17 protein-coding genes are annotated in these 21,821 nt (G+C 47.1%); 12 read left to right on the top strand and 5 right to left on the bottom strand.

The window, feature by feature from the left end:
* Window positions 1–156: 156 nt before the first annotated feature.
* The gene (locus D0A37_RS01755) at window positions 157–807 is read right to left on the bottom strand and encodes a response regulator transcription factor (RefSeq protein ID WP_006633074.1); all 651 of its coding nucleotides are present in this window, start codon (window positions 805–807) and stop codon (window positions 157–159) included.
* A 644-nt stretch (window positions 808–1,451) separates the two neighbouring features.
* Window positions 1,452–1,877, bottom strand: coding sequence for a (2Fe-2S) ferredoxin domain-containing protein (locus tag D0A37_RS01750; RefSeq protein WP_242725300.1), 426 nt, complete (start codon window positions 1,875–1,877; stop codon window positions 1,452–1,454).
* 257 nt (window positions 1,878–2,134) lie between these two features.
* Between D0A37_RS01750 and groES the strand changes: the two genes are divergently transcribed.
* The 7 genes from groES (at window position 2,135) to D0A37_RS01715 (ending at window position 6,759) form a co-directional block, all read left to right on the top strand.
* Entirely contained in the window at window positions 2,135–2,446 is a 312-nt protein-coding gene (gene groES, locus D0A37_RS01745) for a co-chaperone GroES (protein WP_006633072.1), read from the top strand.
* 145 nt (window positions 2,447–2,591) lie between these two features.
* Window positions 2,592–4,235 (top strand): chaperonin GroEL, encoded by a 1,644-nt coding sequence (gene groL / locus D0A37_RS01740; protein WP_015174510.1) that lies wholly within the window; start codon window positions 2,592–2,594, stop codon window positions 4,233–4,235.
* Window positions 4,236–4,464: 229 nt separating this feature from the next.
* Complete coding sequence (locus tag D0A37_RS01735; RefSeq protein WP_242720397.1) at window positions 4,465–4,803, top strand: flavoredoxin; 339 nt, start codon at window positions 4,465–4,467, stop codon at window positions 4,801–4,803.
* 151 nt (window positions 4,804–4,954) lie between these two features.
* Complete coding sequence (locus D0A37_RS01730) at window positions 4,955–5,215, top strand: hypothetical protein (RefSeq protein WP_242720395.1); 261 nt, start codon at window positions 4,955–4,957, stop codon at window positions 5,213–5,215.
* A 41-nt stretch (window positions 5,216–5,256) separates the two neighbouring features.
* Complete coding sequence (locus D0A37_RS01725; protein WP_242720393.1) at window positions 5,257–5,625, top strand: hypothetical protein; 369 nt, start codon at window positions 5,257–5,259, stop codon at window positions 5,623–5,625.
* 46 nt (window positions 5,626–5,671) lie between these two features.
* Window positions 5,672–6,331: a glutathione S-transferase family protein gene (locus tag D0A37_RS01720; protein WP_242720391.1), complete on the top strand. Its 660-nt coding sequence runs from the start codon at window positions 5,672–5,674 to the stop codon at window positions 6,329–6,331.
* Complete coding sequence (locus D0A37_RS01715; RefSeq protein WP_242720388.1) at window positions 6,331–6,759, top strand: hypothetical protein; 429 nt, start codon at window positions 6,331–6,333, stop codon at window positions 6,757–6,759. Before D0A37_RS01720 ends, D0A37_RS01715 begins: the two co-directional genes overlap by 1 nt.
* Before the next feature lie 265 nt (window positions 6,760–7,024).
* On the opposite strand, the gene D0A37_RS01710 is transcribed toward D0A37_RS01715, so the two are convergent.
* A complete protein-coding gene (locus tag D0A37_RS01710) occupies window positions 7,025–8,026 on the bottom strand; it encodes an SH3 domain-containing protein (protein ID WP_242720386.1) in 1,002 nt (333 codons plus the stop codon).
* Window positions 8,027–8,462: 436 nt separating this feature from the next.
* Between D0A37_RS01710 and D0A37_RS01705 the strand changes: the two genes are divergently transcribed.
* Window positions 8,463–8,693, top strand: a complete 231-nt coding sequence (locus D0A37_RS01705; protein WP_242720384.1) for a hypothetical protein — start codon at window positions 8,463–8,465, stop codon at window positions 8,691–8,693.
* 488 nt (window positions 8,694–9,181) lie between these two features.
* On the top strand, window positions 9,182–10,063 hold the full coding sequence (locus D0A37_RS01700) for a lysophospholipid acyltransferase family protein (RefSeq protein ID WP_242720382.1): 882 nt from the start codon (window positions 9,182–9,184) through the stop codon (window positions 10,061–10,063).
* Window positions 10,064–10,422: 359 nt separating this feature from the next.
* Here D0A37_RS01700 and D0A37_RS01695 read toward each other — a convergent pair whose 3' ends face one another.
* A complete protein-coding gene (locus D0A37_RS01695) occupies window positions 10,423–11,832 on the bottom strand; it encodes an NAD(P)/FAD-dependent oxidoreductase (protein ID WP_242720380.1) in 1,410 nt (469 codons plus the stop codon).
* A 316-nt stretch (window positions 11,833–12,148) separates the two neighbouring features.
* Between D0A37_RS01695 and D0A37_RS01690 the strand changes: the two genes are divergently transcribed.
* Window positions 12,149–15,253, top strand: coding sequence for an MFS transporter (locus D0A37_RS01690; RefSeq protein ID WP_242720378.1), 3,105 nt, complete (start codon window positions 12,149–12,151; stop codon window positions 15,251–15,253).
* 105 nt (window positions 15,254–15,358) lie between these two features.
* Here D0A37_RS01690 and D0A37_RS01685 read toward each other — a convergent pair whose 3' ends face one another.
* On the bottom strand, window positions 15,359–16,429 hold the full coding sequence (locus D0A37_RS01685; protein WP_242717882.1) for an IS630 family transposase: 1,071 nt from the start codon (window positions 16,427–16,429) through the stop codon (window positions 15,359–15,361).
* A gap of 71 nt (window positions 16,430–16,500) precedes the next feature.
* Between D0A37_RS01685 and D0A37_RS01680 the strand changes: the two genes are divergently transcribed.
* Entirely contained in the window at window positions 16,501–16,653 is a 153-nt protein-coding gene (locus D0A37_RS01680) for a hypothetical protein (RefSeq protein WP_242720376.1), read from the top strand.
* Between the two features lie 637 nt (window positions 16,654–17,290).
* Window positions 17,291–21,787, top strand: a complete 4,497-nt coding sequence (locus D0A37_RS01675) for a response regulator (protein WP_242720374.1) — start codon at window positions 17,291–17,293, stop codon at window positions 21,785–21,787.
* The last annotated feature ends 34 nt before the right edge of the window (window positions 21,788–21,821 follow it).

Raw genomic sequence — 21,821 nt, 5'->3', positions numbered from 1 at the left:
CACAAACTATACGCCTAGTAACTCAATACCGGCTGCCGTGTCAAGGTTAATAGCGCCTTCAAACTACCGCCGTACAGCCGTACCGCCAAGCAGGCATACCGAAGCGCATAGCAGTAGATTTTGCTCCCCTGATTTCATAGCGCAGACTACCTCCGCTCAAGCCTTTTTGCTTTCAAGAGCCCAGCGAGCTAACTCTGTCCGGTTGTGCAGACCTGTTTTGCCCAGCATATTGCTGACGTGGCTTTCGATAGTCCGCTGGCTGACATTCATCACGTCTGCGATCTGGCGGTTTGCCATACCCTGGGCTAGCAACTGTACCACCTTTAACTCAGTGGGAGTCAATTCGACATTGCGGCGCGCCTTAATTTTTGGGCCACTCTCCATACCGGGATTTGAGTGGCGAATCAAGCGCGATGCTGCTTTCAGAGAAGATTCCACTTGGGCTACCAGTTCTTCTGGTTCAAAAGGCTTGACTATATAAACGTCAGCCCCAGTGCTCAAGCCTTTTACTCGGTCTGAACTTTGACCTTTTGCGGACAAGAAAAGAACCGGAATCCAGTTAGTGCGAGGGTCTTCTCTGATGTGTTTGACTAAAGTGTAGCCGTCCATTTCCGGCATCATCACATCGCAGATAATCAAGTCGGGAACTTCTTGTTCTAGTTTTTCCAGAGCGTCTCTGCCGTTTTCTGCTGTAATGACGTTGTAACCCCGAAACTCCAAGTAGTCCTTGACGAGCAAGATCAAGTTGGGGTCGTCGTCAACCAGCATCAGCCGTTTTTGCTCTCCTGAATTATTGTCCTTTGTCATGTTTATTCCCGCTAAAGTATCCCGCACGCTTCCTTGTTTTCACTTCTGTTTTTTCCGTCAGTCCCCCGCCACCAGGCTGGGGGTGGAGGACGACGGTCGGCTGAAGGGATCGCGGTGAGGGAAAGCGGGGCGGGTATTACCGCTTTCCAACCTATAATTGACGGCTGTTCGTGAGTGTCTTACGACCTGGAATGCAGCCGAAACCTGTAATGGACGATCGCCCTACCAAGATCAGCCTTGATTGATTGGAAACTCCCTAACAGAGCCCAAGTTAAATATTTAATCTCGATCGGTTCAATTTCAGGTTAATGCCCCGGTTTTAAATGATACTTCTGATATAGAGAAATTTAAGCAGACTCCCTACTTACGTATTTAACTGTTTCTAGTGTAGTTTGGCAACCTGCTTAGTGTCTGCCACTGAGAAATTTTTGCACAAAATTTCACAGTTCCTCCGATCGATTTTTTTTGGTGTACCTTTTGAGAAACACAAGGAACACGGGAAGCTGCACGAAGACAATCACCTAACTACAGTTTTTTTGAGCTGTAGCAGGTGCGATCGCCCCGACGCCCAACTGTCTCAAATTCTCACCCTTAACCTTAAATTTAACCTTTAATTATACCCATGTACTTTAACAGCGCTATAATTAGATGTTTTGCTCCGCCTCAGCAGGCACAGGCAAAGGATGAGTCAAGAAAGCGTACTCTTGAACTACCTTTGAGTTTAGGAGATGTTCCTGAATAATTCTCTCAATGACGGGGGGAGTAACGTCGCGATACCACACTCCGTCTGGATAGACTACCATGATCGGGCCAGACGCGCACACTCGCAGGCAATTGGCTTTGGTGCGAAAAACGCAGGCTGGTCGATCGGCACTTGGCTTGTCCAACCCCAATTCTTGCAAGCGTTTTTTTAAGTAATTCCACGCCACCAGACTCGTTTGTCGATCGCAGCACTTGGGCACGGTTTGGTCGGCACAGATAAAAATATGTCGCTCGATTTGAGCGATTCCCAGGCTTTGGACGCAAGCGCTCAAGCCTTGGCTGCAATATTCCTGGTTATTTTCGGTCATTGTATTCATCAGTCAAAAGTAATTGGTTAGCGGTCTAAAGTCATCACCACAGCCCCGACTCCCCCCTCTGCTTCCCTCCAACTCATTTTCTGTTCGGGAACCCGTACTGACAACTAAGTTGCGATCGCCCCTGACTAAAGCTAAATTAGCACTCAGGAGTCGAGAGTGCTAATATGTCAGTTGTAAGCAGTCGGCTGTTGCTTTTATAGCGACCCTGACCGCTGACTGACTAGGATCTGTAATCTGGAGATTTATTTATGGCAGCAGTATCACTGAGTGTTTCTACCGTTAAACCGTTAGGCGAGCGCGTGTTCGTGAAAGTAAGCGCTAGCGAAGAAAAAACCGCCGGCGGCATCCTTCTGCCCGACACAGCTAAGGAAAAGCCCCAAGTAGGCGAAGTCGCGGCTGTGGGCCCCGGCAAGCGCAATGACGACGGCAGCCGCACTGAAATGGAAGTCAAAGTCGGCGACAAAGTTCTCTACTCGAAGTACGCCGGCACCGACATCAAACTCGGCACCGATGAATACGTCTTGCTTGCAGAAAAAGACATTCTGGCGATCGTTAACTAATTAATCATTAGTCATCAGTCATCAGTCCTTAGTCATCAGTCATTAGTTTAAAGCGAACGCCGCCAAACAACTAATGACACGGGACAAATGACTAAAATCCATCATCCCCAATCCAAAATCTCAAACCCTCTCATCCCCAAAAACTATGGCTAAGCGTATTATCTACAACGAAAATGCACGTCGCGCCCTCGAACGCGGTATGGACATTTTGGCCGAAGCAGTGGCCGTAACCCTCGGCCCCAAAGGCCGTAACGTGGTTCTCGAAAAGAAATTCGGAGCTCCTCAGATCGTCAATGACGGCGTAACCATCGCCAAAGAAATCGAACTAGAAGACCATGTAGAAAATACAGGCGTTGCTCTAATTCGTCAAGCAGCTTCCAAAACCAACGACGCAGCAGGCGACGGTACCACAACTGCTACCGTTTTGGCTCACGCAATGGTCAAAGAAGGTCTGCGTAACGTAGCAGCCGGCGCAAATGCGATCGCCCTCAAACGCGGTGTTGACAAAGCAACCACGTTTTTGGTAGAAAAAATTGCCGAACACGCCAAACAAGTAGAAGATTCCAAAGCGATCGCTCAAGTCGGCTCCATCTCTGCTGGTAACGACGATGAAGTCGGTCAAATGATTGCTAACGCAATGGACAAGGTGGGCAAAGAAGGCGTGATTTCCCTGGAAGAAGGGAAGTCTATGACCACCGAATTGGAAATCACCGAAGGGATGCGCTTCGACAAAGGCTACATTTCTCCCTACTTCGTCACCGACACCGAACGGATGGAAGCGATTCTAGAAGAACCGTTCATCTTGCTGACAGACAAGAAAATTGCTCTGGTACAAGATTTAGTACCCGTGCTCGAACAAGTAGCTCGTTCCGGCCGCCCGCTGTTGATCATTGCAGAAGACATTGAGAAAGAAGCTTTAGCTACCCTCGTTGTCAACAAACTGCGCGGTGTGTTGAACGTGACTGCTGTTAAAGCACCCGGTTTTGGCGATCGACGCAAAGCCATGTTAGAAGATATCGCCGTATTGACCGGCGGTCAACTAATCACCGAAGATGCCGGTTTGAAACTGGAAAACACCAAGCTCGACATGATCGGCAAAGCTCGCCGCATCACCATCACCAAAGACAGCACCACAATTGTTGCCGAAGGTAACGAAGCCGCCGTCAAGTCCCGCTGCGAACAAATTCGCCGTCAAATGGACGAAACCGAGTCTTCCTACGACAAAGAAAAGCTGCAAGAACGTTTGGCCAAATTGGCTGGCGGTGTCGCAGTCATCAAAGTTGGCGCGGCTACCGAAACAGAAATGAAGGATCGCAAACTGCGTCTTGAAGATGCGATCAACGCAACCAAAGCTGCTGTAGAAGAAGGAATTGTTCCTGGTGGCGGTACAACTTTGGCTCACCTGACTCCTCAATTGGAAGAGTGGGCTAACAGCAGCCTGAAGGGCGAAGAATTGACCGGTGCTTTGATTGTGGCACGGGCTTTGGCTGCTCCTCTGAAGCGGATTGCTGAAAATGCTGGTTTGAATGGCGCTGTGATTGCTGAGCGCGTCAAAGAAAAGCCGTTCAACGTTGGTTTCAACGCAGCGACAAATGAGTTTGTCGATATGTTTGAAGCTGGTATTGTTGACCCTGCGAAGGTGACTCGTTCTGCTCTGCAAAATGCCGCATCTATTGCTGGTATGGTGCTGACAACCGAGTGTATCGTCGTTGACAAGCCTGAACCGAAGGATGGCGCTGCTGCAGCTGGCGCTGGCGGCGGCATGGGCGGCGGCGACTTCGATTACTAAGTCGATCGTTTGATGACTAATCGCTAGTTTGATGGGGCGGGCAATAATGTCCGCCCTGTTATATTTGGAAGTGCTTTTAGCGTACGCATGACTTTAACTCTGAAGATAAGTTAAATACTTTTTTCAGAGATATTAAATAATATATTTTTTTACTCAAAACGCAAGGTCACAACCTAATAGCCCAACCCTGCGGTGACATTAAAACTAGAAATTTTAATCAAATTTGAACATGACTAAAACAAATGTAGAGATAATTCCCAACGAAGCCTTAGTAGTTCGTGGTGGTCGTAATCATCCAGAAGATATTCAACGTGCTATAGGAACCCACCCCAGCGGCATCACGGGAATTTCTGTAGAATGTGCAGTAGAATTGTCTGTAGCAGAATTAGCATTAGCAATCCCTCATGGACAAGTTGGTCTTACCACAGTGAGTAAGGTTCGCTCGGAAGGTGGAGATGTCATCCGTACTTCTGGCAGAAGTTTAAATCATGCAACTCTGACTGGCTTAACACCAGAAAAAACAAGTCTTCTGCTGATACCAACGATTCCTAACCCATCTAGGACTTAGGCAACTGGCACATAGATTAGGGTGCGTCAGACCCTCAAACCTTGGTTATATTAATCCATCACTTCGTCTGACGCACCCTACAAGCTCATCTAAGTGAGTCAGTTGCGTAACTCCCCCCATCAAAAAATTCATCTTAAGTGTAGTAAAAAATATGAGTTCTCCTAGAATCTTTGCAGACTTTCATAATGCTGATGAACAGAGTCGCCTTCGTCTGAATTGTGTGGGTACAATTGAAGATTTGAGTCGCCAAAATATTAAATTGCAAAATGGTCAATTGCTCACCCTCTATAGCGAAGAATTAGAAGTAGATGGCGTGGTGCAATATTCTGAAGAGGAAAGTCTTTGGGTGGCAGAAATTGATTGGGAGCAAATTAGACAAGTAGAGGATATGCTTCTTCAAGCAACTGCCTAGTTAGGGATTTCTAAATATTCCTCCTTGGGAATGGAAATAATATGAATCTATCATTTAAAGATTTAAGATTTATTATAAAAGCCATTGAACATCAAATAAATGCCTATAAAGAACGTTGGCAAGTAATAGAAGATGTAGATGAGGATGAGGCTGCCGATCTAGGGAATGATATTAAATTTTTAGAGCTTCTCCTCGCAGACATGACGACAAGTTTAGCTCAGAATACTGGACGGGAAAATATCGCTTATGAACAAGCGCTATTTGAAGCCCTAGAAGTGACTTTTGCAGAGTGGGAAACTAGCGAGGCGATGACGGCGGAGGAAGCCTGTAAAAGGATCAGAGTAATTTCCGACAAGCTCTCGAATAACTTTGAGAGAAGGCAGCAAAAACTGATCCGCCTAAGTGCATAATCAAAATGTGGCTTTTATTACCTTGGAATAACCACCCCCACCTGCCATGAAACTTTACCACACTCCCATTTCCCCCAACTCCCGCCGCGCGTGGGTAGCCCTCATCGAAAAAAACCTCGACTTTGAATTAGTAGAAATCCACTTGGACGGCGATCACTTAGATCCAGAATTTGTGGCAATGAATCCTTTTCACCGCATCCCTGTTTTGGTGGATGATGACTTCACTGTCGTCGAGTCTCTAGCAATTCTTGATTATCTAGAAACCAAGTATCCCGAACCGGCAATGCTGCCAAAAGAACCGAAAGATTTGGCAGTTGTGAGGATGGTAGAATTGGTCACGGTTAACGAACTTCTGCCGGGACTTTACCCCCTAAGCAGTGAAAAAATGGGATGGGGAACTCCCCAACCCCAGGAAATCGCAAAGGCTAAGGAAAAAGTCAATACTGTGTTGAAATTCTTTGAAGGCTTACTGGACGATCGCCCTTTTTTCGCTAGCAACAGTGTCACGTTTGCCGAGTGCGTTGCCGGCACTGTCGTGCCTTTGCTATCTTGGGTTGATGTTTCCCTAGACGGCTATCCTAAAATTCAAGCTTGGTGCGATCGCCTGCTTGCCCGCCCCTCGTGGCAGCAAACTCAATTCACGGAGGCAGACTTGGCGGCTTTCGCATCTCGGAGACAAAAATTTTTGGCACAATCTGAAGCCTAATGAACAAATCAAGTCTCAAGCGATCGCTCTTTCTCCTAGCTGTTTTTACCTGCATCCAAATTCCCATCGCAGCAATGGGGCAGCCCGCCGACCGAGCGAACTACGAATCAATTAACGTCAAACAGTTCCTGGGCGATCGCAAAATTACCGTCTCCAATCCCAAAGATCTCGCAGTAAAACTCTTTAGCAGTGACCAAGAATCTGAAGGCAGAAAAAGCGACCAAATTTCGGTTGAATATCCGACGCGAAAAGCAGCAGTAATTGTGCATACAGTCATCGGTTTAGCTGACGATTCTCTTGCTGCAATGCGACACCGCATTGAGTTCAGAATCAGGCAAAATAAGTGGGAAATTGTCTGGATTGGCCGACAATCGAAGTGTCAACCAAATCGCGGACACCAAAATTGGGCCCGCGGGCGCTGTCAGTAGAAAGGTCGATCGGCTTTTTGCTTAAATTCATCCATCCCGCGTGCGTTGCGAGGAACCAAGCTAGGGCTTGACGCCACCGACGAAAAACAGAGGCCCAGAAAGATTCCCTACCGCTGCTTCCCGACAAAAATAAGTTATTCATGCGTAAGTCCAGGAAGCAGTCGGGGCTCCGCATTGTTCCCCGGCTGCGCCACAATCTTAAAACTATTTTCGGTGTCGATGTCGATCGCTCTTTTTGACTAAAAGAGCGATCGAACTCACAAGTTTACTTGCACATGATCAAATTTCCAGCCGAGATGAATCCGGCCACAGGGGCTGAAATCTCAACCCAATTGCGGTCTTCTCCATTCTTATCTCTCACTAACTGGAAATTCGGTACAAGCGTTACTTGACCGTTAGCAGCTACGCCACCTTTAACCGCAGCAGTCTTTGAAGGCTCCGTGCGGATAGCTAGACCCCTCGGCGCTACGCGAGGTTCTACTTGGCGGCACAGACTTACGGGGCCCGTTGCAGGTGCTGGTGCAGGCGCTGGTGCTGGTGCTGGTTCTGGTGCAGGCGCTGGTGCTGGTGCTGGTGCTGGTGCTGGCGCTGGTGCTGGTGCTGGCGCTGGTGCTGGTGCTGGTGCTGGTGCTGGTGCTGGCGCTGGTGCTGGTGCTGGCGCTGGCGTAGCTGCTGGTGCAGGTGCAGGTGCTGGCGCTGGCGTAGGTGTTGGTGCTGGCGTAGGTGTTGGTGCTGGCGTAGGTGTTGGTGCTGGCGTAGGTGTTGGTGCTGGCGTAGGTGCTGGTGCAGGCGCTGGTGCTGGTGCAGGCGCTGGTGCTGGTGCTGGTGCCGGACTTGGGGAAGGAGCTTGACTAATTGTGCACGAACCTAAATTACTTTCGTCGTTGGGATAGCCGCTAGCCACATACCCTGTGACGGGAGCGCTAATTTGAATCCAGAGGCGACCGTCGGAGGCTTTAACAGAACTAGCGCCTTGGGAGAGCATTACCTGCGTGTTAAGTGGTACCCCGCCAACTCTAGGGGATTTGGGGTCTGGGTTCTGACGAACCGTCAAACCTTCTTTGGGAGTCACTTTGCGGCAAAGGTTGCCAGCCTGGGCTATTTGAAACGTGGCGCTATCTTCAAAGGAAATATTTTCAGCATCTTGACTGACAGTGGATGTTGATGGGGCAGCAACACCGATGGCATTCGCCTGCAAACTTCCGGCTACGATCGCGATCGCGCCCAGCAATGCGGCGGGTTTGTTCCAGCAATTCAAGTTTTTCATCCGTTCAACTCCTCACTTAACCACAATCATTATCTTAATTGCAGGTCAATATAGCAAAAAAATCGATTTGTCTTCCATGAAAAAGCTTTATGTAACTTTTTTATGACCGCAAGTCAAGTTTTATTTATATAATTTAATATTTGCTGAGTTGAGCGAAGACCAATAAAGCTGCTACGCCTATAAATGACTCATTATGGCAGAGCGGGGGAGGGAGAAGGCGAGAGTGTCACCCATTTAAACTCTTAGCGGTTGACTCTTGACTGTTCACTTTCCCGCTTTCCCGTTCCCCGACTCGGACAGTTTGTTAGGAATCCAAGTCCTGTGTTGTCCGTCAATATCTTGTCAGGTGTTCGTTAAACCATTTAGCTGTCAGTTGTTGCTGTTTAGTAATATGGGGCTACATTTCAGGTGAATTCTTGGCAGATTCCAGACCGAGATGGTGCTTGAGATACTCCAAGATTCTGAGTTACAGGCGATTGGCACGATCGACCCCTTCGTCGTAGTGGGGTGCGCCAGCCGGATACCGTTCTTCGATCTCGCTCACATAACTCCACTGCCGATCGTACCTTACTTAAAATTGCGCCAAACAGCGCAAATCGCTAGCATTGACCCGATAGGTGGCCTCAATTTGATAAAATCTTCCAAAACGGAAACCCATCGGCTTTAGGTAGGGTTGTGTTTTTGTGGCTAAAGCCGCCGCGCGATCAGCGACAGTTACTTTAGCTGTTTCCAAACGATTTTGTTCCTGAGACCTTTCCATATAAAAGTCTTATTTAGAATGGTGCAACATCTCAGTTTAAAGATACAAGGGGGGGTTTAGCCAACAAAATAGACAACCAGCACAAAACCTCCGAACAAAACCAGCCCGCTTAAATCAGAAACCCAATATTTGCGCCAATTCTGATTTAATTATATTGCTATAGCAACCGCGCTCGATATTTATGAGGTTTCCAATTGCTGAAACTAATTCGGTAAATTCCTGCGGAATGGGAGGCTATTAATGATAAAAAAAATCTTTTTGTGGGAGGGCGATCGGGATCATTGCACGCACAAGGAGAGTAAAAGCCAAACTCATCTCCTCCCTGCTTCCTGCTTTCCGAAATAACTAAAGTCTTCTCTCTTCGAGAGCTAAAGCTTTTTTCTTTCTGCTATACAATGACCAAAGTGTTAAATATTTTTGCAGTGACAAAAACTACTAACAAAAAAGACGGCAAATCCTCTAAATATCCCTTTGACGGTCTATCTTTAGACGATCGCAATCCCGACTTCATTAAGCTTCTGTTGCCAATCTGGGAGTGGCTGTATCGCTACTATTTTCGCGTACAAAGCGACGGCTGGCACCACGTACCCGCGAGCGGAAAAATGCTCGTTGTCGGTTCTCACAACGGGGGAATCGCCGCTCCAGATATGTTTATGTTCCTCTACGAATGGTTCCGCAGGTACGGAACCGAACGCTTGGCCTACGGATTGATGCACCCCAGGGTTTGGGAAGTTTCTCCTGATATTGCTAGCATGGGGGTTCAGTGTGGAGCACTCAAGGCGCATCCGAAAATGGCGATCGCAGCTTTGCGCCAAAATGCCGCAGTTCTCGTCTATCCGGGCGGCGCCCAAGATGTTTTTCGCCCCCATCATTTGCGGCATCAAATATACTTTGCCGGACGCAAGGGATTTATCAAATTAGCATTGCGAGAAGAAGTGCCAATTGTACCAATTATATCGCACGGTGCCCACGATACTTTGATAGTTTTGGCAGATTTATACGAAGAAGCAAAGCAATTGCATGAATGGGGGATGCCGTGGCTATTTGGCATCGATCCAGTGGTATTGCCGGTGTATTTGGGATTGCCTTGGGGATTGAGTATTGGGCCTTTGCCAAACCTGCCTCTACCCGTGCAAATTCGGACTCGCGTGTGCGAACCGATTGTATTTGAGAAGTACGGTTCGGAGGCGGCGCGCGATCGCGATTATGTTGATGCTTGTTTCAATCGAGTTACCACCCAAATGCAACAACAATTAGATTGTTTGGCTGGCAAGTGACAATTGCACAAGTCTATATTACGATGCAAAAACCGATTTTTTTTACGACTCTATAGCGTGAAGCGCGAGGGATATGGGTAAAAAAAACAGGTTTTTTGAGTCCTGTGGGTAGGTCGTGACTAAAAACATTTTTTGCAATAAATCTAATGATTGATTTCAAAAACCGACAATTGTGGTATGCAATCGGATTTTCCCCATCTTAATTACGTAAAATACCGGAAAACCGCAGTCGCAAAAGTCACGGTTTTTATCATCCAGGTTCCAGGGAACATAATATCAGCTTAAATAAAGGCAGATGAATAGGATTTCATCTGCCTTTATCTTCCTTACTCGGCGGTGAAAAAATAGAATTGGCAAAACTAACCGGATTCTGTATAAACTTTTGCTCTTAATTCTCCTTTCTGCGGAACCGTGACTAATTTCCCGATCGCCTTCAGCGCAATACTGGGATGAAAAAGTATAGCCGGCGACTCAATCATGTGCATAACTTCCAAAAATGCTTGACAAACTTTAGCATCATCTACAAGCGCTTTTAGCACCAACTCCATGTAATCAATTGTCAGCCTTGTAGCGAGGTTTAGTTTTGCACCTTCACTTCCCGGATAGCGAGAATCCTGACTGATGGCAAATATCCACGGAATAGTATGTAATTTTGCTAGTTTTTGTTGAAATTGTCGTGCAAAGCCTGTTAATTCGCCTTCTGGATACCGCTTTCTTTGCTTTTGCAAACATTTATCTAGCATCTGAGCATCCAGTGCAGCAACCGTCATTCCCTGTCCGTATATCGGGTTGAAAGCGCAAAGTGCATGACCGATAATTATTAAGTTTTCAGGGTAACGAGGGAGGCGTTCGTAGTGGCGCAAACGGTTTTCTGTACCTCGATAACTATAAACAGATGTTATTGCTTCTGCCTCTTTAATTGCATCATAAATTGTCGGGGTTGGCAAAGTGCGGGCAAATTCTAGAAAACCTGCTTCGTCTGCGGGGGGATAATCGCGATCGCCCCCGATGAGAAGCACCAGCCAGCGATTGCCTTCGATCGGAAAAATTGCACCGCCACGGGTGCGAAATGGCGGTGCGGTTGACACAAATACTGGGGCAGTGTCTGACAATTTACCGCTGCCTTCATAGATGCGGCTGGCATAGCCGACAAAAGCATTGATAGCGGTTTCTTGCGGAGGTTCATAGCCCAAACTTTTCAACCATTGAGGTGTTTTGGAAACTTTGCCGCCAGCATCGACTACTAAATCTGCATACAAATTCTCTGCATGGATGTTACCCGGGTTGTGGCGAGCGCGAAAACGCACCGACACACCAGCAACCTCGGCGCGCGAGGCATTCGCCAGCAACCCCGTTACGGTGCCTCCTTCGAGGAAATGCACGTTCGTATTTTCAGCCAACCGGCGGCGAATTTGCCAATCCAGTAAATCCCGACTGAACATAATTAAATCATTTAGATCCGGGGTAGATTGCGGGGCCCAACCCGCCGGACTAAACCACCCGATCGACTTCGGATTTAACCTAGGAGCACCAGCAGCTAGCAGTTCGTTTTCCAAGCCGGGAAACAACTCTTGTAGGATGATTTTCCCCCCATTTAAAAGGATGTGAAGATGACGAGATTGAGGAATACCGGGGCGAGGTGCGGGTTGTGCGGGAAAAAAATCTCGTTCAACAATACTTACTCGGTCGAAGTGTTTTGCTAATACTCTAGAGGCCAACAGTCCTGCTAAACTGCCGCCAATAATAATTGCATGACTTTCTCGCTGCACGATCGAATTCCTTGAAAGCTAATTTGCTATGGCATTGGTTGAGAAATTGTGAACAATTTGTCTCGGTTTCTGTGCGACTCTTAATATCGATCGACCAAAGATTTTCCTTTGCGATTCTTTTAATCAGACTTACATACCATAAATCTTCCTAAAGTGACAGCCGGCCGCAGACATATTTCTACACTTCCAACTGTAGGGGGATGCTTTAGCTCGTCAATAAGGCGATGCTTGCCATTGGGGGCATAAGTCTAAAGCTATACATTGGTTAACTTGCGCCAATGAGCGCGCGCACCCACTGCTTAACGAGGAATATACTATGTATCAAAATTTGCCAATAAATCCACAACTGTATAACATCGGCTTCTGGCTGGCTCAAGTGCCAGTACAGCAGACTACTACAAACACAGCAGAAGACGCAGCACTCCTCTATTCCGGGCCGCAATTTTTTATCGCCTTGATAGCTGGAGTCGTACTAGCCTGCGCTTTCCAACTCTTGCTAACAAATTTATCAGTAGCAGCGGGCCTTTCCTACATTGGACAATCCCACGACGATGACAGCCACCAGTCCGATAGCGGCAGCTCCCCAGTCCGCCACATCGGTCGAAAGGTAGGTACTTGGACGCTAATCACCGTCACCATCGCTTTATTCTTCGCTTGCTTGCTAGCAGTTAAGCTTAGCTTGATTAGCAGTCCCGGTTTAGGTGCGATCGTCGGTTTAGTCGTGTGGGCCACCTATTTCTCAATGCTTGTCTGGGTGAGTTCCACCACCGTCGGTTCCCTGATCGGTTCCGTCGTCAACACTGCCACATCAGGCTTTCAAGCCATTCTCGGCACCGCAGCCTCGGCCATCGGCGCCAAAGCAGCCAGCAACCAAGTCGTCGCCACAGCGAAAGCAGCAGCAGCAGCAGTGGGCCATGAACTGGGTAGCGCGATCGACCCCACAAGCTTGCGCGAAAACGTCGAAGACTACATCCAAAGCCTCAAACCGCCAGAATTAGACATCAAAGGGATGCGTAGCGAGTTTGAAAAATTGCTTAATGATCCGCAACTAAAAACCATTGCGGCCGAAAATTTGCCGAATCTCGATCGGCAAACTCTCGTAGATTTAGTAAGTTCGCGATCGGACTTATCAAAACGCGACGTAAACCGGATTGTAGACCAACTTCAAGATGCTTGGAAACAAGTAGGAAAACAAGGGCAGCAATCAGACGGCATCGCCCAATTAGTAGACTACCTCAAATCTGCAAAATCGGGAGATTTGGTCTCAGATACATTGGCAAGTAGGGTAGAAAAAGCCCTCAGCAATCTGGGCGGTGGTCAAAATTCGGGACAAAGCCCGACCATGATGAACCAAGCAACGACAATGGCAGTCAATGCTTTAATGGGAATAGTATTGGGTCGCACGGATATGTCCGACTTCGATGTTGAAAAAGTAGTCGGTCAGCTTAAAGCAGCTAAAGACAAAGTTAGCCAGCAAACTGATAAAGTTACCGCTCAAGTCAAAGGCGAACCCGTAACTTACAGCCCAATTCGTGCCGACGTAGAAAACTACCTACTCAACACTTATTCGTGGCAGATGAACCCGCAAGCGATCGAGCGCGAATTTCGTGACGTGCTCTACGATCCTACGGCCAATCCAGGAACTGTGCGCCGCGAATTAGAAAAACTCAAACAGGCAAATTTTGAGGAAACTCTGGCCAGTCGAGGCGTTTTTACCCAAGACAAAATTAAACAAATTTCCCAGGAATTAGAAGCAATTAGACAGCGCGTTTTACAAACCGTAATCTTTGCTGAGGAGCAAGAAAAAGCTCGCGATTTGCAGTGGCGACTGGAAACTTATTTGAAGCTGACGCCGAAAGAAGAACTGACAGCAGCAGGTATCGGGAGGGATTTCAAAAAAATCTTAGAGGATTCCGACGCTAGTTACGAACAGTTGCGCGATCGGCTTTCTCCTTACACCCGCGACAGTTTTGTGCAAATTCTCCGAGGTCGCGAAAACTTCGGATTCCAGGAGGTAGAACAGATTGTTCAAGAGTTGGAAAGGACGCGAGAGGTAGTTTTAGCAGATGCTAAAGGTCTGCAAGAAGCAGCGCAAGCCCGACTAGACAACCAGTGGCAAAGAGTACAAGAATACTTGAAGTCTACGGGCAAAGAAGAACTCAATCCCGAAGGCATCAAGCGCGATTTCAAAACGCTGCTGGACAACCCGGAAGCGGGAATGTGGGCGTTGAGAGCTAGAGCTTCTAGGTTCGATCGCCAAAGTTTGGTAAAATTGCTATCTCAGCGGAAAGACCTCAGCGAAGACCAAGTAAATCAGCTTCTCGACAGCACTGAAGAAACTTGGCACAGCGCGCTGCATACGCCGCAAAAGTTGGCGGAAAAAGCTAAGGATCAGTACGACAATACAACAACCGCCCTTGCAGATTACCTCCGCAATACGGGCAAATCAGAACTCAATCCAGAAGGGATTAAGCGGGATTTGACAAAACTGCTGGAAAATCCCAAAGAAGGAGCTTTAGCGCTGCGGGGCCGCCTGTCTCAAGTCGATCGCGATACTTTGGTAAAACTGCTTTCTCAGAGACAAGATTTGAGCGAGCAACAAGTCAATCAAATTATTGACCAAGTGCAGGAAACCCTGGGCTCGATTGTGAAAGCGCCGCGCCGTTTGGCAAAGCGGATGCAAAGCCAAGTGCAGGATTTTCAGAGTGTTTTACAAGATTATTTGCGTAATACCGGCAAGGATGAATTAAATCCCGACGCCATCAAGCGCGACTTGCAACTGCTGCTGCATGACCCGAAAGTCGGCGCTTACAGTTTGGGCGAGCGCTTGTCACACATCGATCGAGCTACAGTTGTTTCTCTGCTGTCTCAGCGGCCGGATATTTCTGAAGCAGAAGCCAATCGCATTGTCGATGGAATTTTGTCGGTGCGCGACGAGTTCGCAATGCAAATTCAGAAAATACAAGAGGGTATTCAGTCGGTAATTGACGGGATTCTCGGAAAAATTCGGGATTACCTCAATTCGCTCGATCGCCCTGAACTTAACTACGAAGGAATTACGCGGGACGTGCGGAAGTTATTTGACGATCCGCAAGCCGGATTTGATGCTTTGCGCGATCGGCTTGGTCATTTCAACCGCGATACTTTAGTAGCACTAATGAGTTCGCGCGATGACATTTCCGAAGCAGATGCCAACCGCTTGATCGACCAAATTGAAAGAAGCCGCAACAGCGTCTTGCAAAGAGCAGAACGCTTGCAGCAAGAAGCGCAGCTTCGCCTCGAAAGCATCAAAGTGCAAGCTGAAAAACAAGCCGAAGAAACTCGGAAAGCAGCAGAAGTTGCTTCTTGGTGGCTGTTTTTCACCGCTCTTACTTCGGCAGCAGCAGCAGCAGGCGCCGGTGCTTTAGCCGTCATCCGATAAACAAGACTTCTGTTGCGATCGGATTGCAGATAGTGCCTGATGTGAGTTTCTACTAATATCAGGCACTATAGCAATCCTAAATGATTTTCTATATCTAGAGCAATCCTAAATGATTTTCTGTGTGTAAGTATATTGACGTATTTTGGGGAAATCAAATTTATGTTCGTTAGTAAAAAACTCAAACAGAAACTTGACAATCTTAAAAGACCTACATAAATACCAATACTTTCTTAAAAAGTTTTTAGCTTGTAACCAAATATCTTCAACGGGGTTCTGTTGGGGAGCATTGGGAGCAAATAAAATACAAGTAATTGACCAATTAGCAGGTTCTTTGGCAGCATTGAGTTCTAATAAAAAGTCTCTAAATTCTCCATATTTATGATAACTAGCTCCATCCCAAATCAAGATAATCTTGCGATTTTTATATTTATCTTGTAAGTATTTTATGAATTTAACTGTTGATTTTCCATCACCAGATGGATGGCTCTGAACATGGAATTCTTTGCTTTGATAATTGAGTGCGCCAAAATAAGTTTGTCTATCTTTTTCATTGGTAATTGGGACTTCAATTCGGATTTGGGATTGACCCCAAACATAACCAGTCAGATCACCATGAAGTAGATGACATTCATCTAAAAACAATACTATTATTTCCCCAGACTCTATACCAGCCTTGTTTTTAAATAAAATATCGTTAATTTCTTCCGTCTTTTTTTTTACCAGTTCTTTATCAAATTTAGGATTAATTTTTTGAGTTTTTTTCCAACTAATTTTCGCCCGGTCAAAAAGTTCATAGTAACTCTGTTTTGATTTATATATCACACCAAATTCTTGTTCTAAATAAGTAACTAGCTCATCTAAATTCCAATATTCTTTATTTCTTAACCACTCGATTACTTCAGTATTTTGTAGAGCTGTTAAATACCCTTTTGACCCTTTATGTCCTAGTTTGATTCCGGCGATGCCTTTGGTTTTAAATTGTTTTTTCCAATAACCAATAAAAAAATTACTTACACCTAAAATTTTGCTGATCTCATGGTAGATATTACCTGAGAGCGCCATCCTTACAGCTATTGCTCGTTTTAGTTCTCTGGCATCTATATCGCTTTTAATGAAAGATTCTAAACAATCTATTTCTTTTTGCCTATCTTTTTGTTGCAGTTGTAAGTTATTCATTTTTTTATGGTCACGATCGAGTATTGCATATAATTGTATCACAATCATGATAATGATTTAGGATTGCTATAATGTTAGTAAAGGATTTGCTCCGGGAGTGGGAACGGGTTTTTATTAGTTTGTTGGTACTGTTGAATAATGTTATGGGTAAACCCGTTCCTACCCGTTTGTTGAGGATTGTGCAAACTGTGGATTTATACATTTTAATTAGCAGTTTGGATTAATTTAAAATAAAAAAGTGAAAAGCTGCTTTTTTTGATTTTTGTATATTTTATTTGCGGATGTAAATGAAAAGTCGCCGGATATTCATTGCCTGTGCTATCACAATTGTTGAACGCGGTTCAAGCTTCTAGACTGGATAGGCTTTTGGGCTTATTCCACTACTCCTGCAACGATTGCTATAGTAACGACAAAAATTAAAAAAACAGCTATGGGAATGAGAACGTTTTGGCAGGCGCAAGTCGGCGCGCCAGTCCGCTCTCTCCTCAATATTTTTTAGGTACAATAATAGTGAGAGTTCTCAACCCAGCACGCCTATTATGCCAACCGCCCGCTTCCCTGGCTGCGTCAGTATCAAACGCAAACTTTTTTGAGTTCGATCGGCGGTTTATTTTGAAGATGCCGATCGTCAGATTATAAATTGTAGGTCATAGGTTGTGCATAATAGGGAACTAAAGCTGTGAAAATACTACACTGACTGTGGGGGGCAACATACCGGATACCTTGGAAATACCAAGGGCTTTGCCCAGTCACCCCAGAACAGTCCAAACACGCAGGCCCTGCGATCGCCAATGCTAAACAACCTACGTCTCAAACCTCTCCTGGCTAGTTGCCTAGTAGCACCGTGAGGAGGGCGACGCCATGCAACTCCGAAAAAAAACACTATTAATCATCGGTGCAGCGCTGATCAGCCTGATTGTGGTTCTCTATGCCACTGCATCAACTATTTTGCTGCATGATTTTCACAACCTGGAGGCACAGTACGTCCGCCAGGATGTCGCACGGGCTTTGGACGCATTAGATGATGACTTGTCGAATTTAGACACCAGCGCCCAAGATTACGCCGAGTGGGACGATACTTACTCTTTCGTCGAAACACGGAACGAAAATTTTGTCAAGTCAAATTTCGTCGATTCGACATTTATTTACTTGAGACTAAACTTATTGGTGTTGCTTGACTCCAACGGTAAGACGATCTTCAGTAAAGGTTTCGACCTGAAATCCAAAACCGAAATCCCGATTCCCGAAAGCTTAAAACAGCACTTGACCGAGGCACTAATAGACTCATCGACAGTCCCTGGCGATCGCTCCGGCCCCAACAAAACAGGCGTCCTCACCCTGCCAGAAGCCAGGCTGCTGATTGCCTCCAAGCCCATCTTGAACAGCAACGCTCAAGGCCCGCCGCGTGGGACGCTGATCTTGGGACGCTACCTCGACAGCAGCGAAATCGGTTTGCTTTCAGAACTGACTCACCTGTCAGTGGATTTTAGATTGCCGAGTTTAGATTTTAAAGTTGGAGCCGCGAACTACTCCGGGTACAGCGCCAAGGCGCTGGCTCGATCGAGGCAGGAGTTGGAAAATGTCAAACTCAAAATTTCCAACCTCAAATCAGTAGAAATTTTAGTCGAGCCACTCAGCGACAGCTTAGTCGCAGGATACGCCCTGATTCGCGACATCCACGGCAACCTAGCGCTGCTGCTGCGAGTAGAGACAGATCGCATCATCTACGGCCAAGGTCAGGCTACCTTGGAGCTGTTTACCTTATCAATACTGGCAGTAGGTTTAATATTTAGCGCCATCACCCTGCTGTTGCTAGAAAAATTAGTCTTAGCGAGATTGGCTTCCTTGAGCACCAGCGTCAGCAACATCGCAGCCAACGGCGACCCAAGCTTGAGAGTTCAGATGGCCGGAGCAGATGAACTCGCCAGCTTGGCCGACGCCATCAACCGAATGCTAGAAGCATTGGGCAATTCTCAAGTCGAACGTAATGAAAGCGAAGACCGCTATAGGTTGATGGCCGAAAACTCAACCGACATGATCACAAGACACGACCCCAAAGGCGTGTTTATTTACGTCTCGCCCGCCAGCCGGGCTTTGCTGGGATACGAACCTTCGGAACTCATCGGCGGCGTCCCCAACGATTATTTTCACCCCGACGATTTAGAAACAATTGCCAAAGCTCACTGGAAAGTCCTGGCTCTTCCGGTGACTTACACCGTCAGCTACCGCATCCGCCGCAAAGACGGCAAATACATTTGGTTTGAAACCACCGGCCGCACCATCACCGATCCCCAAACCGGCGAAGTGCAAGAAATTATCGGCATTTCCCGCGACATCAGCGTGCGGAAGCAAACAGAACAAGAACTGCGAGAAAGCGAAGCTGCAATCAAAGCTTTGTACCAAGTGACTTCGGCTCCCCGTACAGACCCGCTCAACCACCTCTCTACCTTTGATTTGCGCCTCCAAGAACTGCTGGCGATGGGATGTCGGCATTTAGGCCTGTCCGTGGGAATTTTGTCCTGCATTCAAGGCGACAACTATCAAATCATGGCTGTTGAGTGTCCCGACGGGTCGATCGTCAAAGACCAAATCTATGATCTGGAAAAAACTTTCTGCGTCGCTACGGCAATGGCAAAAGAACCGATTTACTTTGAGTCGGTGAGATTTTCGGGTTTTTCCTTCAACATTGACGATCGAGCCTTCCCCATCGAAGCTTACATGGGCATTCCCGTCACGGTGGGAGGCGAAGTTTACGGCACCCTGTGCTTCTTTTCTCCGACTCCTGTGACAGAACCGTTCCGAGTTGTAGACAGAGAGTTGGTGAAACTGATGGCTCAGTGGGTGGGAAGCGAACTCGAACGTCAGCAAACAGACGTAGATTTGGCAAAAGCTCGCGATCAAGCACTGGCGGCTACTAGAGCCAAAAGCGAATTTTTAGCCACCATGAGCCACGAAATTCGCACTCCGATGAATGGAGTCATCGGCATGACTGGTTTGCTGCTAGATACCCCCTTAACTCGCGAACAGCGCGATTTTGTAGAAACTATCCGCAGCAGTGGCGATGCCTTGCTGACGCTGATCAACGATATTCTAGATTTCTCGAAAATAGAGTCGGGCAAATTGGACTTGGAGGAACATCCGTTTGACATCCGCACTTGTATTGAGGAATCTCTAGACTTGGTAGCCGCCAAGGTGGCAGAAAAACAACTCGAAGTGGGTTACTTGATCGATCGTACAGTACCCGCAACGGCGATCGGCGACAGTACCCGTTTGAGGCAAATTTTAATCAACTTGCTCAGTAATGCTGTTAAATTTACCGACGCTGGAGAAGTGGTGGTTTCGGTGACTGCCAAAAAGATTTCAGTGCCGGCGGCTAACGCTAAAGAACCGCCATTAATTGCTGGCGAACCGGTAGCAATTAACCCAGCATACGAAATACATTTTGCTGTCAAAGATACCGGTATCGGCATTCCGAGCGATCGCATGGATCGGCTATTTAAATCTTTCAGCCAGGTTGATTCTTCAACGAGCAGGCAGTACGGCGGTACCGGATTGGGTTTGGCAATTAGCAAGCGTTTGGCCGAAATGATGGGCGGCCGGATGTGGGTAGAAAGTATGGGTAGTGTGGCGGGCAATCCTCCAGCAGAGTTTAGATCATCGGCAATTTTTGATTTGGGATGGGGAGAATCTTGCGAAATTGCCGAAAAATATAGCTATGGCAAACCTGTACTCAGCAACAAGCCGATCGGCCAAAATATGAAATCCGTTGGCTCTACTTTTTATTTCAGTACGATCGTTTCTGGCTGCAAGAATTCCTTACCAGTTAACTTGAGCAATTCTCAACCTGAATTAGCTGGCAAGCGAGTCTTAATTGTCGATGACAATGCTACCAACCGCAGAATTTTGACTCTCCAAGCTCAGTCTTGGGGAATGGTGGCTACGGCTTCAGCTTCGGCTCGTTTGGCTTTAGATTGGCTGGCTGCTAAAGAGATGTTTGACTTGGCAGTTTTGGATATGCAAATGCCGGAAATGGACGGGTTAGCTTTAGCGGCGCAAATTCGCCGGTACCCTGATTGCGAAAAGTTGCCGTTAGTGATGCTAACTTCGATCGGCAGGCAAGAAATTAATCCCCCTGCTATGGAGATGGATTTTGCTGCTTTTTTGAATAAACCCATCAAACAATCTCAGCTTTACAATGTTTTAATCAATATTTTTGGAGAACAGACAACTGAATTTAAAGGGCAGCGCACTAGCGGGCCTTTCTTGCAAAGCATACCCGCGCTGGCCGAGAAGTTACCCCTGCGGATTCTGTTGGCTGACGATCATTTGGTGAATCAGAAGGTGGCTTTGCAAATTTTACAGCGGATGGGGTATCGCGCGGATGTGGCGGGAAACGGTATCGAAGTGCTCGAAGCTTTGCGCCGCCAGCCTTACGATGTGGTGCTGATGGATGTGCAAATGCCGGAAATGGACGGACTAGAAACTACCCGCCGCATCCGCGAGCAATTTTCAGCAGATTTAACTTTAGAAAATCACACCGGAGAATCAGAAGTTTCCGCAACTGATGAGCAATCTAATCATCGAAAATCGAAAATCGAAAATCGAAAATTGAGTGATGAGGAATCTAACAAGCGAAAATCGAAAATCGAAAATCGAAAATCGACGAGACCTTGGATTGTGGCGATGACGGCAAATGCGATGCAGGGCGATCGCGAAGAGTGTATGGCTGCGGGGATGGACGACTATTTGAGCAAGCCGATCGCCATTGACCAGTTGGTGCGAGCTTTGCTCGCGTGTAAATCTCCATCGAACTCCGCATTCGATCGTCTGCAGCCGATTGTTTGTTTGGATGCCCCGGCGGAACAGATCGAAGGAACGAGTGAATGGGAGGGGCGATCGAATGTGGCTGTTGCAGGAAATCCACAACAGACAATTCCCAATTCGCCGGCAGTCGTCGATTGGGGTGCATCAAATCTCGATCGGGCTTTGTCACAGAGCCACGATTCCCTGAGTGGCAAGATTATAGAGGGACTGCGAGAAGTGGAAGCTTTGGACGAGGCGATCGAGATTTACCTCGAAACAGCTCCCGAACTGCTGCGAGGCATCTCTATGGCTCTGTGCAACGCTGATCCGCTGGCTTTGCGGCGATCGGCTCACTCTTTAAAGTCGATTAGCGGTACTCTCGGTGCTTTTCGCTTGTTTGAGCTGTGCGAGGAACTCGAAATCATGGGCCGCATCGGAACGAATGCTAACCAGCCTTTACCTGATCCGGCCTGCGCGCTTTTAGAACAGGTTGAGGCCGAGTATCAAAGAGTTGAAGCGGCGTTGAAAATAGAAATGCAGTCTGTTGATTGTTAGCTGTTAGATCCCACATTCCGCACCCCAACTGTCA

The sequence above is a fragment of the Microcoleus vaginatus HSN003 genome, from assembly GCF_022701255.1.
Lineage (GTDB): Bacteria > Cyanobacteriota > Cyanobacteriia > Cyanobacteriales > Microcoleaceae > Microcoleus > Microcoleus vaginatus_B.
This window is presented reverse-complemented; position numbering and strand designations above follow the sequence as displayed.

Coding starts and splice junctions, on each gene's coding strand:
- D0A37_RS01750 (WP_242725300.1), bottom strand. CDS start 1,877: ATGACCGAAAATAACCAGGAATATTGCAGCCAAGGCTTGAGCGCTTGC.
- D0A37_RS01735 (WP_242720397.1), top strand. CDS start 4,465: ATGACTAAAACAAATGTAGAGATAATTCCCAACGAAGCCTTAGTAGTT.
- D0A37_RS01710 (WP_242720386.1), bottom strand. CDS start 8,026: ATGAAAAACTTGAATTGCTGGAACAAACCCGCCGCATTGCTGGGCGCG.
- groES (WP_006633072.1), top strand. CDS start 2,135: ATGGCAGCAGTATCACTGAGTGTTTCTACCGTTAAACCGTTAGGCGAG.
- D0A37_RS01690 (WP_242720378.1), top strand. CDS start 12,149: ATGTATCAAAATTTGCCAATAAATCCACAACTGTATAACATCGGCTTC.
- D0A37_RS01675 (WP_242720374.1), top strand. CDS start 17,291: ATGCAACTCCGAAAAAAAACACTATTAATCATCGGTGCAGCGCTGATC.
- D0A37_RS01715 (WP_242720388.1), top strand. CDS start 6,331: ATGAACAAATCAAGTCTCAAGCGATCGCTCTTTCTCCTAGCTGTTTTT.
- D0A37_RS01720 (WP_242720391.1), top strand. CDS start 5,672: ATGAAACTTTACCACACTCCCATTTCCCCCAACTCCCGCCGCGCGTGG.
- D0A37_RS01705 (WP_242720384.1), top strand. CDS start 8,463: ATGGTGCTTGAGATACTCCAAGATTCTGAGTTACAGGCGATTGGCACG.
- groL (WP_015174510.1), top strand. CDS start 2,592: ATGGCTAAGCGTATTATCTACAACGAAAATGCACGTCGCGCCCTCGAA.
- D0A37_RS01680 (WP_242720376.1), top strand. CDS start 16,501: ATGTTAGTAAAGGATTTGCTCCGGGAGTGGGAACGGGTTTTTATTAGT.
- D0A37_RS01700 (WP_242720382.1), top strand. CDS start 9,182: ATGACCAAAGTGTTAAATATTTTTGCAGTGACAAAAACTACTAACAAA.
- D0A37_RS01685 (WP_242717882.1), bottom strand. CDS start 16,429: ATGAATAACTTACAACTGCAACAAAAAGATAGGCAAAAAGAAATAGAT.
- D0A37_RS01725 (WP_242720393.1), top strand. CDS start 5,257: ATGAATCTATCATTTAAAGATTTAAGATTTATTATAAAAGCCATTGAA.
- D0A37_RS01730 (WP_242720395.1), top strand. CDS start 4,955: ATGAGTTCTCCTAGAATCTTTGCAGACTTTCATAATGCTGATGAACAG.
- D0A37_RS01755 (WP_006633074.1), bottom strand. CDS start 807: ATGACAAAGGACAATAATTCAGGAGAGCAAAAACGGCTGATGCTGGTT.